Consider the following 16,819-nt stretch of genomic DNA (forward strand, 5'->3'; position numbering starts at 1 on the left):
ACCGGGCGGTTTTACGCCCGTCTCCATGTCAATCGATTCTCCGGTGTGACACGCAGCGCCGCACGATTGCCGGCGCTGCGTCACATCCGGTGTGCTGCCTGACGACGCCTTACTGGGCCGGCGTGTTCAATTGCTTCTTCAGCGCTTCGAGACGATCTTCGACCGACGGGCCGCGATTCAGATCGGCGAGCTTGTCATCGAGTGCCTTGCCGCTTTTCACGTCGGCCGAATTCAGGCGGGCGTCGGAGCGCGCGTTCGACAACGCCACCTTGTCTTCGAGCTTCTGGAAATCTTCGGAGAGATTGCGCCCGCCAATACCGCCGAGCGCCGTCGCTGCGACGTCCTTGGCCTCGGCGATCTGCTGCTTGGCCTGCAGGATGTTCGAACGGGCGTTGAGGTCGTTGCGGCGGCCGCGCATGTCGTCGATCTGGCTCTTCAGTTGATCTACCGACGGTTCGAGCGTCGCGAGTTCCTTGCTGAGCGCGTCGCGCTCCGCTTCGGCGGTGGCCTGGGCGCCGAGCGCTTCGCGGGCGAGCGCTTCGTCGCCCGACTGCAGCGCGCGCTTCGCGCCGTCTTCGTATTTCTTCGCCTTGTCGGCGGCCACGTCACGCTTGCTTTGCTGGGTGGCCACCTGCGCCTGAATCTCGATCAGCGAGTTCTCTGCCTTGGCAATGCTGTCGTCGAGTTCGCGCACGATCTGACGCGAGTCGCGCGACGGATCCTGCACGGAATCGGCGGCGTCGTTCAGAAGACCTTTAAGCGTGCGCGAGATGCTGTCAATTAACGACATGAATACCTCCGTAAAATGAAATCGGCGCTGAGTACCTGACGCGTTCAACCATTTACCACAACTAGTTTACGCTGCCGTGCGCAGTCTTGCGCGGGCAACCGCTGCGCAAGTCGGGGCACGCGTGCGAATTGCAATAGTCGCATCGTAAATTGTTCGACTTGCGCGCGGCCCAAGGCGCGAGGCCGGCACGAACAGCCAGGCCAGGCGGGCTCAGCGGCTGGCGGATATTACACCCGAGATACCTTAAAAGCGTCTTAAAAGTTCGTGTCAGGCGGATTTCGAGCGGAGATTGCGTCGCCTTTTGCTGATAACCCGGCGCAATATTTCAACGTCTGTGAAGCGCGCAGCGAATTGCGCCATGCTTCAGGCGAAGCGGCCGTCTTTCGCCGCCGGGTCGTTGCGCGGATCGTCTGCGTCGGGCGTGCTTTCGATGCGCACACGCCGGCGCGGCGTGGGCGCCGCAGGAGGTTGATGCAGAACGGGTGCCGCGAGCGTCGTAGGTGCATCGTGCTGCGGGGCAACTGGCGCCGCTCTCGCCGCAGCGACGCGCGCCACCGCCTCGGCTTCCTCGAGCGCCTGTTCTTCTTCGGGCGTGCGCACCAGCGCGGCGAGCACGTCGGCGGGCAGCAACGGGGCGTCGGCCGTGTGCGGTGCTTCCGCTGCGGCGCCGTCCTTGCTGGGCGCGGCGGACAGGGAGGCTTGCGCATCACGGGTGCCGCGTGCGACCCGCTGCAGCGCTTCGTTGAGCGCGTCCGGCTCACGCGGCGCACGCAGCCTGTCGACGATGCTCGCCGCCTTCACCGGTTCGCTGGTCGCGCCGAAGCTCAGCACCGCACGCCGCATCAGCTCGCTGACGCTGATGCCGAGTTCCTCCGCACTGGCGGCAATGGCGCGTTTCTGGGCAGGTGTGACGAATACGACGATGCGTTCGCTGGGCTTGTTCATGATCTGCTCGCGTACTTGTTGGCGTCGAACGGCTGATTTTTGCGCGCGGCCGCGCTTTCCCCGCGCGGACGAGTCCATCATAAGGCGAGTTGCTTCGATGCGAAACGGGCGGCGCATGAAAATCCCGTGACATCAAAGGGTTGGACCGCTTTCGGCGCGCTTGTCCACAGGCCTTTCAACATTTTCTGTGCATAACCTCGTGGCGAGCCGCGCGGCCGCGCTGTCACGGACCTGGGGGAGGCATCCCGAAGGGAATTCTTACAAAAAAATCATCTTGGGCCGCGTCTGATTTCTTTAAAATGCGCTGTTACGTTGCGCGAGGCCCTCATCCGGGCCAGATCTATCCGGGCGCGCCGTACGGCCAGCCGGGGCGTTGGGCCGCGCGGCAGTGGTCGCCGCCCGCCAAGAGGCGCTTCGTCATGCGCCAACTATTCGAGTCATGCCAATCATCAAACGACCGCAATCCTCAAGTTCTCCGGGTGGTGCAGACCGGGATCCCTACCACGGCAACCCAGGACGCAACGATGCCGCGCGCGACCAGCCGCGCCGCCGTTCGCTGGGCGCGCGCATCGCGCTGACGTTCGTGGGCCTCGTGGCGACCGTTCTGATCGTCGGGGCGCTGATCCTCGGCTACGCGCTCGTGGTGATGGGGCCGCAACTGCCGTCGCTCGACGCGCTCACCGACTACCGTCCGAAGGTGCCGCTACGCGTCTACACCGCGGACCACGTGCTGATCGGCGAGTTCGGCGAGGAGCGACGCAACCTCGTGCGCTTCCAGGACATTCCCGACCAGATGAAGAAGGCGGTGCTGGCGATCGAGGACTACCGCTTTTACGAGCACGGCGGGGTCGACTTCGTCGGCATCCTGCGCGCCGGCTCGGCCGACCTGCTGCACGGCGGCGCCTCGCAGGGCGCGAGCACGATCACCATGCAGGTGGCGCGCAACTTCTTCCTCTCGAGCGAGAAGACCTACACGCGCAAGATCTACGAAATGCTGCTCGCCTACAAGATCGAGCGGGCGCTGACCAAGGACCAGATCCTCGAGCTGTACATGAACCAGATTTATCTGGGCGAGCGCGCCTATGGTTTTTCGGCGGCCGCACGCGTGTACTTCGGCAAGGACCTGAAGGACCTCTCGCTGGCCGAATGCGCGATGCTCGCAGGCTTGCCGAAGGCGCCGTCGGCGTATAACCCGGTGGTCAATCCGAAGCGCGCCAAGATCCGTCAGGAATACATTCTCAAGCGCATGCTGGATCTGCAGTACATCACGCAGGATCAGTACGACGCGGCGGTCAAGGAAGAAATTCACACCAAGAACCCCGGCAACGAGTACAGCGTGCATGCCGAGTACGTGGCGGAAATGGTCCGGCAGATGATGTACGCGCAGTACAAGGACGAGACCTACACGCGCGGTCTGAACGTGATCACCACGATCGACTCGGCGGATCAGGACGCGGCCTACCATGCGGTACGCAAAGGCGTGATGGACTACGAACGCCGCCACGGCTATCGCGGCCCGGAAGGCTTCGTCGAACTGCCGCCGCCCGGCGACGATCGCGATCAGGCGATCGACGATGCGCTCACCGATCACCCGGACAACGGCGAGATCGTCGCCGCCGTCGTGACCGCGGCGAGCCCGAAGGAAGTGCAGGCGCAGTTCCTCGACGGCACCGAGGCGACCATCAACGGCGACGGCCTGCGTTTCGTCGCCACCGCGCTCAGCGCGCGCGCCTCGGCGGCGCAGCGCATCAAGCCGGGCTCGATCGTGCGCCTCGTCGCCGACGACAAGGGCAACTGGCAGATCACGCAGTTGCCGCAAGTGGAAGGCGCGCTGGTGTCGCTCACCCCGCAGGACGGCGCGATTCGCGCGCTGATCGGCGGCTTCGACTTCAACAAGAACAAGTTCAACCACGTGACCCAGGCATGGCGCCAGCCGGGTTCGAGCTTCAAGCCGTTCATCTATTCGGCCGCGCTCGACAAGGGACTGGGACCGGCGACGATCATCAACGACGCGCCGCTCTATTTCCCGCCCAGCTCGCCGGGGGGCGACGCATGGGAGCCGAAGGACGACGACCAGCCGGACGGTCCGATGCCGATGCGCCTCGCGCTGGAGAAGTCGAAGAACCTCGTGTCGATCCGCATTCTGTCGTTTATCGGCACCAAGTACGCGCAGGACTTCGTTACGCAACGCTTCGGCTTCGATGCCGACAAGACGCCGCCGTACCTGCCGATGGCGCTCGGCGCGGGGCTCGTCACGCCGCTGCAATCGGCGGCCGGATACTCGGTGTTCGCAAACGGCGGCTATCGGGTCAATCCTTACCTGATCGCGGAAGTGACCGACGCGCGCGGCGAGCCGATCTCGAAGGCGCAGCCGCTCGTCGCGGGGCGCGACGCGCCACGTTCGATCGATCCGCGTAACGCGTACATCATGAACAGCCTGCTGCATTCGGTGGCCACGGCCGGCACCGGCGCCGGCACCAATGCGCTGAAGCGTTCCGACCTGCAAGGCAAGACCGGTACGACGAACGACGCCAAGGACGGCTGGTTCGCCGGCTACCAGCAATCGCTGGTGGCGGTGGCGTGGATGGGCTACGACCAGCCGAAGAGCCTCGGCAGCCGCGAGTTCGGCGCCCAGTTGGCGTTGCCGATCTGGGTCGACTACATGGGCCGCGCGCTGCGCGGCGTGCCGCAGGCCGAGCCCGCCATGCCCGATACGGTCGCGAGCGTCGACGGCGAGTTGTTCTATTCGGATGTCACGCCGGGCAATGGCTTCGTCGCCAGCATCGGCCTCGACTCGGCCAATCCGCTCGCCGGGGCGAGCGACGCCGTGGGCGGTGTCGGTCCGGCGGGCATGACGCCGCCAACCGTGACAACCAACGAGAAGCAACAGATCATGGACCTGTTCGAATCGAACAAGCCCTGACGAGCAGGTGGAACGGCCGGGCCGCAACCGCACGCGCGGCCGGCCTGAGCGCCCACCGGAGCAGCATCAATACGCCGTAATGTAATTCCTACAATGTAACGTTCCGAACCGGTCAAATCCGGTTTACTATGCGTAGCTGATTTGCAAACTCCCGTCTCGCATCAATGCGAGATATTCCGCTTTCTCACCTTGGCGCAGCGCGGTACCCGGTTTCGACGCGCGCGTATGTCACTTCACCCCGGCCGCTTCGGCTTGCCGCGGACGAGGTGTTTGCTACACGTTCTCAACCGGGATTGCTTCTCGTGAAAAGCCGAATACTCATCTATCTGATGACAGGACTGCTGCGCGTCTTCGCGCTCCTGCCATACGGCGTGCTCGCGCGCCTCGGCACCGGCATCGGCGCGCTGCTTTACCGCATTCCGAGCACGCGCCGCCGGGTCGTCCACACCAACCTGAAACTGTGCTTTCCCGACATGAGCGACGCGGAGCGCGAGCGTCTTGCGCGCGCACACTTTTGCCATGTGATTCGCAGTTATGTCGAGCGCGGACCGCAATGGTTCGGCAATGCGCGCGTGATCTCGCGGCTGGTGGAAGTGGAGAGCGCGATCGACCTGGCGGAAGCCCATGCGCGGCCGACCATTTTTGTCGGCTTTCACTTCGTAGGGATCGAGGCCGGTTGCATGATGTATTCGACGCGTCATCCGGTCGCTTCGCTGTACACGCCGATGTCGAACGTGCTGTTCGATGAGATGGCCAAACGTCAGCGCGCCCGTTTCGGCACCGAGATGATTCCGCGCAGCGACAGCGTGCGCCGGGCGCTGCGGGTGCTGCGCGACGGCAAGCCGGTGATGCTCGCCGCGGACATGGATTTCGGTTTGCGCGACTCGGTGTTCGTGCCGTTCTTCGGGGTGCCTGCGTGCACGCTAACCTCGGTGTCGCGGCTTGCCAAGGCGGGCAACGCACGGGTCGTGCCGTTCGTCACCGAGGTGTTGCCGGACTATCGCGGCTACAAACTGACGATCTTCGAAGAACTAAGCGATTTCCCGTCGGCCGACAGTACCGTCGATGCGCGCCGGATTACCGAGTTCCTCGAAACCCAGGTGCGGCGGATTCCGGACCAGTACTACTGGGTGCACAAGCGCTTCAAGAACCGGCCGGTGGGGGAGCCGGCGGTGTATTGACGAAGCGAAGGGTCAGCCAGGACGCAAGCGCGCCCTAGCTGCGCATGCACCGCGCTTAGCCCGGGGCAGCGCCTTCGGACTGCGCCGCCGCCGGGACGGACATCGAAGCGGCCGCCGCCGGTGCCTTTCCTTGGGCGCCGGTTGTTCCTACCGCACCGGCAGTCCCCGGGTCACCTGAGGCTCCTGTAGCAGCCGCAGTTCCCTTGGACCCTGCGTCAGCCGCTCCATCCACGGGCGGCGTGCCCATCGCCTGAAACAGCGCCGCCGTATCGGTCAGGCGTGCGCCGGTATAGCGGATCTCATCGAGCTGCGCATTGCGGAACTGCTGCTCGCTCGAACGCGCCGCCGACACCGGTACGGCGCCGAGCCGATAGCGCGCCGCGGTCTCATCCGAAATCCCCTGTGCGGCCCGCGCCGCAACGTTTGCCGCATCGAGCGCCTGGGCGTCGTGTTCGAGCGCGGCGAGCGTATCGGCCACGTTCTGGAACGCCGTCAGCACCGTCTGCTTGTATTGCTCGGTGGTGGCGTCGTAGGTGGCCTGCGCCGCCCGGCGTTGCGCCAACAAGGCTCCACCGTGAAAAATCGGCTGCGACAGCGAACCGGCCACCGCCCAGATTGCACCGGCGCCGGAGACTGCCGCCGGCCAGCTAAAGCCGCCTTGCCCCATCGACGCCGTCAGCGACAGGCTCGGGTACATCTGCGCCGTAGCGGCGCCGACTTCCGCTGCCGCCGCCTTGAGGGCGGCGTCGGCGGCCTGGATGTCCGGACGGGCGCGCAGCAGTTCCGACGGCACGACCACCGGCACCTGCCCCGGCACATGCAACTGCGCCAGATCGAGATCGGCCGGCGCCGCGTCGGGCGTGCGGCCGAGCAGGACCGCGAGCGCATGCCGCGTCGTGTTCCACTGTTGCTTCAAGCCCGGCAAGCTGGCCGACAGCGACGCGGCGCTCTGTTGCGCGTTCAGCATGTCGGCATGCGATACCGCGCCGAGCGCGTAGCGCCGCGCCATGTCGCGCGCGTCTTCGTTGGTCAGCGTGACGAGGCGCTCGGTGGTGTCGATCTGCGCATGCAGCGCGGCCGCGGTGATCGCCGCGGTGACGATGTTGGCCGCCAGCGCGCGCCGCGCCGATTCCAACTGGAACACCTGCACGTTGACGCGCGACGCGAGGGCGGCGTTGGCGAGCCGCGACGCGCCGAACAGGTCGATCGTGTAGTGAGCCTGCAACTCGCCGACGAACGTGTTGTAGAGGAACGTGTTCGGCCCCTGTTCGGGAATCGCCAGCGCGCGTTGCCTTGCCGGCTGGGCCACCGCATCGACGGTAGGCAGCATCGAACTGCCGACCTGCGCGCGCAACTGCTCGCGCGCGGCCGTCAGGCTCTTGTCGGTGGCCGCGAGCGTGGGGCTGTTGCGCAGGCCTTCATCGACCAGCGCATTCAGGTCGTCCGATTGATAAAGACGCCACCAGGTGGGCACCGGCTTCGCGCCCACTACGAACTGCTGGGTCACGCCTTGCGCGGGCACCGTTTCGGTGACCTGCGGCTCGGTGCCGTAGTGGGCCGGCTGCGGCATGGCCGGCGGGTTGCCGTTCGGCCCGAACGAGCAGGCCGCGAGGGCGAGGGCGGTGCCGCTGAGAACCAGCGTCCGCGCAGGTCCGGTACGTTTGAAAACAGGATTGGCCATGGTCAGTTTCCCGAGTGCGACGCGTGCGCCGCGTCTTCCGGCGGATCGCGTTCGTCGCTGCGCACCCTGAAGGAGGTTGCGTAGAGTGCGGGCAGATAGAACAGCGTGAGCACCGTGGCGCTCGTGATGCCGCCCATCAGCGCGGTCGCCATCGGCCCGAAGAAGTTCGAGCGCAACAGCGGAATCAGCGCCAGCACGGCGGCGGCTGCCGTCAGCGTGATAGGCCGGAAGCGCCGTACCGTTGCGCCCACGATGGCGTCGAAGCGTTTGTGTCCGGCAGCGATGTCCTGCTCGATCTGGTCGACCAGAATCACCGAGTTGCGCATGATGATGCCGAACATCGCGATCACCCCGAGCATCGCGACGAAGCCGAACGGCTTGCCGAACAGCAGCAGCGTCGCGACCACGCCGATCAGGCCGAGCGGCGCGGTCAGCACCACCATCAGCACGCGCGCAAAACTCTGCAACTGGATCATCAGGAGCACCAGCACGGCGATGATCATGATCGGCATCTGCGCATTGATCGACGCCTGGCCTTTGCCGCTTTCTTCGACCGAGCCGCCTATCTGGATGCGATAGCCGACCGGCAGCGTCGCGCGGATCTGGCTCAAGGCCTTGTCGACGCTATGCGTCACGTCGATCCCTTGCGCGTTGGCCGTGACGTCCGATTGCACGGTGATGGTCGGCTGGCGGTCGCGTTCCCAGATCACGCCGTACTCGAGGTCGTAGCGCATGTGGCCGAGCGTGCCGAGCGGCACCGGACCGTTCGGCGTCGGCATGGCCAGCGTGATGAGCTGCGCCGGATCGACCCGCTCGGTCTTCGGCGCGCGCAGGTCGACGCTGATCAGCTTGTCGCGTTCGCGGTACTGCGTGACCGTATAGCCCGATAACGTCATGGCGAGGAAGCTCGACACGTCGTCGGAGGTGACGCCCAGCTCACGCGCCTTCTTCTGGTCGATCTCGAAGCGCACCGAGCGCTCGGCCGGCTCGTCCCAGTCGAACTGTACGTTGGTGGTGCGCCGGTCGGCACGCATCGTCGCGGCGACGCGTTCGGCAATCGAGCGCACCGTGGCGATGTCGTCGCCGCTCACGCGGAACTGCACCGGATAGCCGACCGGCGGGCCGTTTTCAAGGCGCGACAAACGCGTGCGGATCGCCGGGAACTGATTGCGCAATTCCGTTTCGAGCCACTGCGCAAGCTTCTCGCGGTCCTCGACCGACTTCGCGGTGATCACGAACTGCGCGAAATTCGGCTGCTGCAATTGCTGGTCCAGCGGCAGGTAAAAGCGCGGCGCGCCGCTGCCGACGAAGTCGACCGAATGGTCTATTTCCGGACGGCCCACCAGCGCCTTTTCGAGCCGCTGCGCCTGGCGCAAGGTCGCCTCGAACGAGGCGCCCTCGGGCAGCCGCACGTCCACCAGCAACTCGGGCCGGTCCGAACTCGGGAAGAACTGCTGCGGAACCAGCGAGAAGCCGGCCAGCGAGATCACGAACAGCGTGACGGTGATCGCCAGCACGATGAAGCGCCGTTCGATGCACCAGCTGATCCAGCCGCGCAGGCGCGAATAGAAGCGGGTGTCGTAGATGTCGTGCTCGTAGTCGTGCGCTTCGTGTGCCTGGCGCTTGCGCTCCGGCAGCATGTGATAGCCGAGCAATGGAATCAACACCACGGCGGCGAGCCACGAGGCGATTAGCGCGATGGCCGACACTTCGAAGATGGAGCGCGTGTATTCGCCGGTGCTCGATTTGGCCAGCGCGATCGGCAGGAAGCCCGAGACGGTGACGAGCGTGCCGGTGAGCATCGGAAATGCGGTGCTGGTGTAGGCAAACGCGGCGGAGCGGGCGCGGCTCCAGCCCTGTTCGAGCTTCACCGACATCATCTCGACCGCGATGATCGCATCGTCCACCAGCAGCCCGAGCGCCAGCACGAGCGTGCCGAGCGAGACCTTGTGCAGGCCGATATCGAACAGATACATGCACAGGGCGGTGACCGCGAGCACGATCGGAATCGAGATCACGACCACCATGCCGGTGCGCACGCCCAACGACACGAGGCTCACCACCAGCACGATCGCGATCGCCTCGGCGACCGCTTCCAGGAAGTCGTCGACGGACTTCGCCACCGCGTGCGGCATGCTCGACACTTCGACGAGCTTGAGGCCGGCCGGCAGATACGAGCGCAAAGTGGCCGACTGCTGATCGAGCGCCTTGCCGAGCTCGATCACGTCGCCGCCGGGCTGCATCGTCACGCCGATGCCGAGCACGGCCTTGCCGTCGTAGCGCATCTGCGTGGACACCGGATCGTCGTAGCCGCGTTTGATGGTGGCGATATCGCCGAGGCGGAACGAGCGGCCGTTGATGTGGATCAGCGTATCGGCGAGCGCGTTGACGTCCTTGAACTGGCCGGTGGGACGCACGAACACGCGGTCGTCGAAGGTGGTCAAGGTGCCGGCCGGCGAGACGCTGTTCTGCGAGTTGATGGCCTGCGCGAGCTGCTGCGGCGAGACGTTCAGGCGCGTCAACTGCGTATTGGCGATCTCGATGTAAATGTGCTGGTCGGGGTCGCCGAAATAGTCGACCTTGCCCACGCCCGGCACGCGCAGCAGCACGGTGCGCAACTGGTCCGCGTAGTCGTGCAGTTGCGCGGACGAAAAGCCGTCGCCCTCAAGCGTGTAGATATTGGTGTAGACGTCGCCGAACTCGTCGTTGAAGAACGGCCCCTGAATGCCCGGCGGCAAGGTGTTGGCGATGTCGCCGACCTTCTTGCGCACCTGGTACCAGGTTTGCGGTACATCCTTCACCGGCGCGGAGTCCTTCATCGAGAAGAACATCAGCGATTCGCCGGGGCGCGAATAGCTGCGCACGAAGTCGATATACGGCGTTTCCTGCAGCTTGCGGCCGATGCGGTCGGTGACCTCCTCCTGCACCTGGCGGGCGGTCGCGCCCGGCCAGAACGTGCGGATCACCATCACGCGAAACGTGAACGGCGGGTCTTCCGATTGTGCGAGCTTCGTATAGGCGAGGATCCCGAACGCGGTGGCGAGCGCAATCAGGAACACCACCAGCGCCTGATGGCGCAGCGCCCATGCGGACAGGTTGAAGCGTCCCTCTTCGTTTTCATGGGTTGTGCTCATGAAGCGAAGTCCTCGGGATGCAACGGGGCGATCGGATGGACTTTCTCGCCAGCCGTAACGGTGTGCACGCCTTGCAGCACGACGCGCTCGCCGTCTTTGAGGCCGCCGGCAATCGCGACGGTGCGCTCGTTATAGCGCGTGATCTGCACGTGGCGCAGCTCGAGCACGTTGTCGTTGCCGGTCACGACCCATACGGCGGGCGCATTGCCGTCGTGGAACAGCGCGGTGGACGGCAGCGTGAACGAGGCCGCCGGATCGCTCGCAGCCGTGCCGGCGCTGAGCGCGACATCGGCCGTCATGCCGAGCCGCACGTCCGGACCGGGACTGAGCAGCGTGAGGTTCGCGCGATAAGTACGGCTTTGCGGGTCGGCCGCGGGCGAAAGCTCGCGCACGCGGGCGTTGAAGGTGCGGCCCGGCAGCGCCGACATCGTGACCCTGGCGGTCTGCCCGATGGCGAGCGCGGCGAGCGTGCTTTCCGGCACGTCGACCACCACGTCGACATCGCCGCTCCAGGCGAGGTTGTAGACGGCTTGTCCGGCCGATACGTTCTGGCCGGTCTGCGCATCTTCGGCCGTGATGACGCCGGCGTGATCCGCGGGCAGGTCGGTGTACTGCAACTGGTTCTTCTGCAGCGCGGCTTGCTGCGCTGCCTGGTCGCGCTGGGCCAGCGCCGAGGCGTAGGCGTTGGTGGTCTGTTCGAGCTGCGCGGCCGAGATCAGGTTTTCGTGCGCCTGTGCCTGGTCGCGGTCCAGTTGCTGTTTGGCGTAGACGAGGCTGTGCTGGGCGGCGTCGAGTTGCGCCTGCGCGCTGGCGGCGCTCTTTTGCGCATCCGCCGGGTCGAGGCGGGCGACGATCTCGCCGATTTTCACGGTGTCGCCGAGCCGCACGCGCCGCTCGATGATCTTGCCGGCAATCCGGAACGACAGCGGCGTCGAGTAGCGTGCCTGCACTTCGCCAGGCAGCGATGCCGACACCGGACTGCCGTCCGCATGCACCGCCACGGCGACTACGGGGCGCGGCGCAGGGGCGGCCGCCTGCTGTTGGTGGCATGCGCCCAGCATGACGAGACCGGCCAGTGCGAGGGCGTAGGCCATGCGGCGTGCGGGAGCGGAACGAGGATGCGGATGAGAGTGCTTGCGCATCGGATGCGATGCGTTACAACCGGGACGATTCACAATTACCCCAATCAGGAGACAGCGAACGAACACGGCAAGCCGCAACGGCTAGCCAGCGAGGCACGTTTGAGACAGCACATGCAAAAGACTGTTGCTTTAGATGATTGGCTGCATTCTAATACATACATGTATCCGAATGTATAGTCGTATGTGAATTCTTTCAGGTGCTAAACTATCCAGCATGAAACGCCAAAGACTCACACGCGAACAGAGCAAAGACCAGACGCGTCTGCGGTTGCTCGATGCCGCGCAAGCCATTTTTATGAAGAAAGGGTTCGTCGCCACGAGTGTCGAAGACATCGCTGAGGCGGCGGGATACACGCGAGGAGCGTTCTACTCGAATTTCGGCAGCAAGCCGGAGCTGTTCCTCGAGTTGCTCAGGCGCGACCACGAGGAGATGCAGGCGGCGCTGGAGAGCATCTTCGAAGAAGGGGCGACGCGCGAAACGATGGAAGCGCGCGTGCTCGAGTACTACAGCAATCTGCCGCGCGACGACAAATGCTTCCTGCTATGGATGGAGGCGAAGCTGCTGGCCGCGCGTGACAGCCGCTTCCGGGCAAATTTCAATGCTTTCCTGCACGATAAGCTGGGGCAGATGAGCGAATATATCCGCGCGTTTTCGGCGCGCGCGGGCACGCCGCTGCTGCTGCCGGCGGAAACGCTGGCGATGGGTTTGATGGGCTTGTGCGAAGGCGTGCAGTTCTTCCACACGATCGATCCACGCAACGTTCCGGCCGAGACGGCCGAGGCGGTGCTGGCGGGGTTCTTCTCGCGCGTGGTGTTTGGGCGCGATCCGCAGCAGTAAGGCGGGGCTGGGACGTGGAGCCGGGCGCGTTGCGCGGCCGGCTCAGTCGACCGGGAGAGTGGCGCAGGCGTCCGTGACCGGGGACGCGCAAACGAACGAATACTCGCCGCTCCATTGCAGCGCAGTCTTGCCGGCGTGCAGAACTTGCCGGACCTCGGGATCGGTTTCGTAGGCGATGAAGGCAGAGCAGGCTACTGCGGACAGCACGACCAGCGAAAACGCAATTCTTTCAAAAACCTGAAAACGATGTGGCATGGCGATATCTTCCTTTCGCCCTCAATAATACCTTGAATTAGGGTTTTCACCTAGTCTGACGGGCACCCAATCGGCTCTCCCTGGCACGTATTTTTTCGGGCCTGAGCCACTGCCGCTCATGCCGCCTTCGCACTGCGAACTGCGCGCAACTCCGTTTAATTCAACCTGCATCGCCAATCTGACCGTTTTGTCATCTTCAGGTCAGGATTGGGCCATGAGCGCTCGATACAATCCAATTCAAGAGATAGGGTGGCTTTACTAGCGGCAGGAGTGGCTCCATGAATCATTTGCAGTCGATGCGCGTTTTCGTCAAAGTGGCCGACCTCGGCAGTTTTGCCCGTACCGCCGGTGTGATGGGTATTTCCACCGCCGTTGTCACGCGGCACGTGGCCGACCTCGAAGAACGGCTCGGCACGCGATTGCTCAACCGCACGACCCGCAGCCAGTCGCTGACCGAGTCGGGCCGGGTCTACCTCGAACGGGTTCGGCCGATCCTCGACGATCTCGAAGGCGTCGAGCAGATGGTGGTGGCGCGCAATCACGAACCGGTCGGCACCTTGCGCATCGTCGCCCCGGTGGTGTTCGGACTGCATAACTTCGCGCCGGTGCTGCAGTCGTACGCCCAGCGTTATCCGGACGTGATTCCCGATGTCACGCTGGTGGACCGCCACGTCGACCTGGTCGAAGAAGGCTTCGACGTCGGGGTGCTGATCGCGCGGCAGATGCGCAGCGCGAGCATCGTCACCCGGCGCCTGACGACCGGCCACATGACCGTGTGCGCGACCCCCGAGTACCTGCAGAAACACGGCAGGCCGAACCGTCCCGAAGATCTGCAGGATCATCCAAGCCTTTCGCTGCCGGCGGAATACGGCGGCGATGAGCGCGTGTTCACCTGCGCCGACGGCCGCGGCGAAGTGCGGGTGCGCCCGACCAACGCGATCGTGGCAAACAACACCGAGATGCTCCGGCAGTTCGCACTGCTTGGCATGGGTATCGCCATCCTGCCGAGCTATCTGATTGGCCGCGACCTCGAGCGCGGCAGGCTGGTGCGCCTCCTGGGCGATTATCGTTTGCCGCAGGTCGAGGTCACGATTGCCTATCCGAGCCGTCATCACTTGCCGGCCAAGGTGCGGACCTTCATCGATCATCTGGTCGAGCATTTCAGCCAGACGGCGCCGTATCTTCCGGGTGACGCAGCGGCTGCGCCGGCTGCGGCGCCGCGTGTGGTGCAAGCGAAGCGCGCAGTGGCCGAGCGCGTGCCCGCACGGCCGGAGTTCGACGACCTGGGCAATCTGGATGAGGCGGCGGAAGTCGCGCATGGGACGGCCACGGTAACGACCGCGGCGACTGAGGCCTCGCGCAAGGTGTCCCGGACTACGCGCATGGCGGAACCGCTGTCCGCAAGAGTCGGTTAAAAAACACAATAAGTCCGGCTGCTTATTGGGTTTTTTTGACCCACGATGCAGTTCGTCATCGCGCAGGCACTCACCGCGGCGTGACTGAATTCGTGTCGCCCGCGCTCGTCATGTCGTCGTGAAATGTCAGCGGACTCGACATCTCGCCGCCTTCGTGCTTCCCCATGCCGACAGGCAGCAGCCATTCTCGGCAACGCGGGCCGCGGGGCCACTCTGCAAGGCCGATATACAGCCTATAAACGGCCGCGCGGGTCCAGAACATCACCCGGGCTACTCGAATGCCCCGGTTTCGCGTCCATCGACCAGCAAAATGCTGGGCACACCAGATCAGCGCGGCCGTACCGATTGCATCTGCCGTAGCGCCCAAAGCACCCGGAAGGCCGATGAAGGTGTACGCGGCAAAGTGCATTTCGATGCAGATCCAACCGCTCAGCCACGTGCGAAGCGCCGCAAGCCTTCACCGATCCGACGCAGCAGAGCGAGTCGGGTGCGACAGGTAAGCGGGGCACAGCGGAGGTGTCACAGCGGGAGGAGAAACGGGCATTGCAGGTGCCTTCCGCTCTTCGGCGCGATATCAAAAAAACTTCCCTCGAGCAAAGGATTTTGGCCCTCTGGCAAATGCATGTGCCAGTGATGCCGATCGATAATCCATCCCGCAAAGAAAATTCGTACCTCAAACGTCTATCCCGTGCGGCCGAAAACATTTCCCTGGTTAGCGGCAGAGCATTAACCGGGGTTCATCGGGCGAACACGGTGAGCGCGACTGCGCCGGGTGCAGAACGACAATAACGGTGAGCACAGACGGGAGTGCAATGAGCGAACCAAAAGCCATGACATCAGCATCGGATGTTGCCCGGATCATCATCAAACACATGAAAGCGGCAGGCAGGCCACCCGCGGTGTGGATCAACAGGGAAGAGATCGTTTCCCTGTCAGTTGGATTCTCGACACAGCAACTGAGTGAGCGCCTGACACAGGCATTGCTCATCTTTACCGAAGTCCCCGGCGGCAATTTCCTGCTCATCGATCAGACCCAATTCGGCAAACTGCCCGCGCTGCGTTTGTCGGGGCGGCAACGCGACGAAGCAAGGGCCAGGCTGTGATTTTCAGTGACCGTAGGAGGAAAAGCGCTCAATCTCGCCGTGGACTTTATGAAAAGCGTATTTCTCTACAACGTGTGCGCGGCTACAAACGTGTGCGCAGAACGCGCAAATACGAACCGGTTCGCTACAGGTGGAAGGCGAGTGAGACCCATCACAAGCACGCGCAGTGCGGCGCACGTCGACGTGCCGCGTTTCACTGGTTCAGGCCGCTTTCGGCGTGGCTAGGTGAAGTGCGGCCGTGAATGAAGCCGGCATTGCGCGAAGGACCCGCCCTTGAGCGTGTTGCGGCAATCGGGCGATACTGCGGGTCGGCGCGGACGCAACGAATGCCCCCGGCTATCCACGCCACGTCCGCCTACGCTATCGAGGAGCATGACGAATTGAACGTAACTTTCGCCAGTACCACCCGCAACGACGCAGACACGCTGGTGCAAATCCGTATCGATGCCATGCGCGAGAGTCTGGAGCGGATCGGCCGTTTCGATCCGGTGCGTGCGCGTGAGCGGTTTCTCGCTTCGTTCGACCCCGCGTATTGCCACTACATTCTCGTCGATGGCGAGAGGGCCGGCTTTGTGCTGGTCAGGCCCGAGTCCGATCATCTGCTGCTCGATCATCTGTATATCGTTCCCGCGCACCAGGGCAAGGGCGTCGGCGCAGCCGTGCTCGATGCCGTGCTGGCCGATGCCGACGCCCATGTGTTGCCGGTCAAGGTGGGAGCATTGCGCGAGAGCGCTTCGAATCGTTTCTACCAGCGCCACGGCTTCGTCAAAACCGCCGAGAGCGAGTGGGATCTGTACTACATTCGCGAGCCGAGGCCGGTGGCGGCGCGGCCGCTCTGACGCGAGAGCGATGACGCGTGAAGCGTGTGGTGTGAATCGTGCTGAGCGCCAGCGCAGTGTGAAGGTTAAAGCCTGAAGCGGGCCACGCGGCGTCAGCAGGTGCCGCTGTCCCGCTTCAACCGCTCAGATCCACAGGTCGTTCGCTGCGGTCCGCTCGTTTTCTTCCTCGCCGGTATTGCGCACGCCGCGCGGCTCGATCACCAGCATCTGCACTTCCTTCTCCGCATACGGCTTGTGCTCCTTGCCGCGCGGCACGACAAACATTTCACCTGCATTGACGTGCACGGCGCCGTCCCGAAAGTCGATTCGCAACTGGCCGTCCAGCACGATAAAAGTCTCGTCCGTATCGGCGTGCTCGTGCCAGATGAAGTCGCCCTCGATCTTCACGACCTTGAACTGATAGTCGTTCATTTCGGCCACCACGCGCTGCTGCCATTGGTCGTGAATGAGCGCGAGTTTGTCCGCAAAATTGATGGCGCGGTACGGCGCCTCGGCGGCCGCGCTGGCCGGCGTGCTCGACATGGCTGTACTCCCGGGTAGTTGCAAAGGATGTCGATGAGCGTACGGTGTCCG

14 protein-coding genes are annotated in these 16,819 nt (G+C 64.3%); 6 read left to right on the forward strand and 8 right to left on the reverse strand.

Annotation, left to right across the window (positions count from 1 at the left end):
• Window positions 1-109: 109 nt before the first annotated feature.
• Together AC1ECK_RS12075 and AC1ECK_RS12080 are read right to left on the reverse strand one after the other, a co-directional pair.
• On the reverse strand, window positions 110-790 hold the full coding sequence (locus AC1ECK_RS12075) for a PspA/IM30 family protein (RefSeq protein ID WP_480319239.1): 681 nt from the start codon (window positions 788-790) through the stop codon (window positions 110-112).
• 363 nt (window positions 791-1,153) lie between these two features.
• On the reverse strand, window positions 1,154-1,735 hold the full coding sequence (locus AC1ECK_RS12080; protein ID WP_480319240.1) for a plasmid mobilization protein: 582 nt from the start codon (window positions 1,733-1,735) through the stop codon (window positions 1,154-1,156).
• Between the two features lie 439 nt (window positions 1,736-2,174).
• Between AC1ECK_RS12080 and AC1ECK_RS12085 the strand changes: the two genes are divergently transcribed.
• Together AC1ECK_RS12085 and AC1ECK_RS12090 are read left to right on the forward strand one after the other, a co-directional pair.
• Window positions 2,175-4,658, forward strand: coding sequence for a penicillin-binding protein 1A (locus tag AC1ECK_RS12085; protein ID WP_480319242.1), 2,484 nt, complete (start codon window positions 2,175-2,177; stop codon window positions 4,656-4,658).
• 302 nt (window positions 4,659-4,960) lie between these two features.
• A complete protein-coding gene (locus tag AC1ECK_RS12090) occupies window positions 4,961-5,839 on the forward strand; it encodes a lipid A biosynthesis lauroyl acyltransferase (protein WP_480319244.1) in 879 nt (292 codons plus the stop codon).
• A gap of 55 nt (window positions 5,840-5,894) precedes the next feature.
• Here AC1ECK_RS12090 and AC1ECK_RS12095 read toward each other — a convergent pair whose 3' ends face one another.
• The 3 genes from AC1ECK_RS12095 to AC1ECK_RS12105 are packed head-to-tail and all read right to left on the reverse strand — an operon-like array spanning window position 5,895 to window position 11,748.
• On the reverse strand, window positions 5,895-7,520 hold the full coding sequence (locus AC1ECK_RS12095) for an efflux transporter outer membrane subunit (protein ID WP_480319246.1): 1,626 nt from the start codon (window positions 7,518-7,520) through the stop codon (window positions 5,895-5,897).
• Window positions 7,521-7,522: 2 nt separating this feature from the next.
• On the reverse strand, window positions 7,523-10,654 hold the full coding sequence (locus tag AC1ECK_RS12100; RefSeq protein WP_480319249.1) for an efflux RND transporter permease subunit: 3,132 nt from the start codon (window positions 10,652-10,654) through the stop codon (window positions 7,523-7,525).
• Window positions 10,651-11,748: an efflux RND transporter periplasmic adaptor subunit gene (locus AC1ECK_RS12105; RefSeq protein WP_480319252.1), complete on the reverse strand. Its 1,098-nt coding sequence runs from the start codon at window positions 11,746-11,748 to the stop codon at window positions 10,651-10,653. Before AC1ECK_RS12105 ends, AC1ECK_RS12100 begins: the two co-directional genes overlap by 4 nt.
• Window positions 11,749-12,010: 262 nt before the next feature.
• On the opposite strand from AC1ECK_RS12105, the gene AC1ECK_RS12110 reads away from it, so the two are divergent.
• Entirely contained in the window at window positions 12,011-12,634 is a 624-nt protein-coding gene (locus tag AC1ECK_RS12110) for a TetR/AcrR family transcriptional regulator (RefSeq protein WP_480319254.1), read from the forward strand.
• A 42-nt stretch (window positions 12,635-12,676) separates the two neighbouring features.
• Here AC1ECK_RS12110 and AC1ECK_RS12115 read toward each other — a convergent pair whose 3' ends face one another.
• Window positions 12,677-12,889, reverse strand: coding sequence for a hypothetical protein (locus AC1ECK_RS12115; protein ID WP_480319256.1), 213 nt, complete (start codon window positions 12,887-12,889; stop codon window positions 12,677-12,679).
• A 278-nt stretch (window positions 12,890-13,167) separates the two neighbouring features.
• On the opposite strand from AC1ECK_RS12115, the gene AC1ECK_RS12120 reads away from it, so the two are divergent.
• Window positions 13,168-14,304 (forward strand): LysR family transcriptional regulator, encoded by a 1,137-nt coding sequence (locus tag AC1ECK_RS12120; protein WP_480319258.1) that lies wholly within the window; start codon window positions 13,168-13,170, stop codon window positions 14,302-14,304.
• A gap of 70 nt (window positions 14,305-14,374) precedes the next feature.
• On the opposite strand, the gene AC1ECK_RS12125 is transcribed toward AC1ECK_RS12120, so the two are convergent.
• Window positions 14,375-14,713: a hypothetical protein gene (locus tag AC1ECK_RS12125; RefSeq protein WP_480319260.1), complete on the reverse strand. Its 339-nt coding sequence runs from the start codon at window positions 14,711-14,713 to the stop codon at window positions 14,375-14,377.
• A 403-nt stretch (window positions 14,714-15,116) separates the two neighbouring features.
• On the opposite strand from AC1ECK_RS12125, the gene AC1ECK_RS12130 reads away from it, so the two are divergent.
• Together AC1ECK_RS12130 and AC1ECK_RS12135 are read left to right on the forward strand one after the other, a co-directional pair.
• The gene (locus AC1ECK_RS12130; protein WP_480319262.1) at window positions 15,117-15,407 is read left to right on the forward strand and encodes a hypothetical protein; all 291 of its coding nucleotides are present in this window, start codon (window positions 15,117-15,119) and stop codon (window positions 15,405-15,407) included.
• A gap of 380 nt (window positions 15,408-15,787) precedes the next feature.
• The gene (locus AC1ECK_RS12135) at window positions 15,788-16,246 is read left to right on the forward strand and encodes a GNAT family N-acetyltransferase (protein ID WP_480319264.1); all 459 of its coding nucleotides are present in this window, start codon (window positions 15,788-15,790) and stop codon (window positions 16,244-16,246) included.
• 123 nt (window positions 16,247-16,369) lie between these two features.
• Here the strand turns inward: AC1ECK_RS12135 and AC1ECK_RS12140 are convergent, their stop codons facing one another.
• Window positions 16,370-16,768, reverse strand: a complete 399-nt coding sequence (locus tag AC1ECK_RS12140; protein ID WP_480319266.1) for a cupin domain-containing protein — start codon at window positions 16,766-16,768, stop codon at window positions 16,370-16,372.
• Window positions 16,769-16,819: the final 51 nt, after the last annotated feature.

Source organism: Paraburkholderia sp. SSBN10T (genome assembly GCF_056619545.1).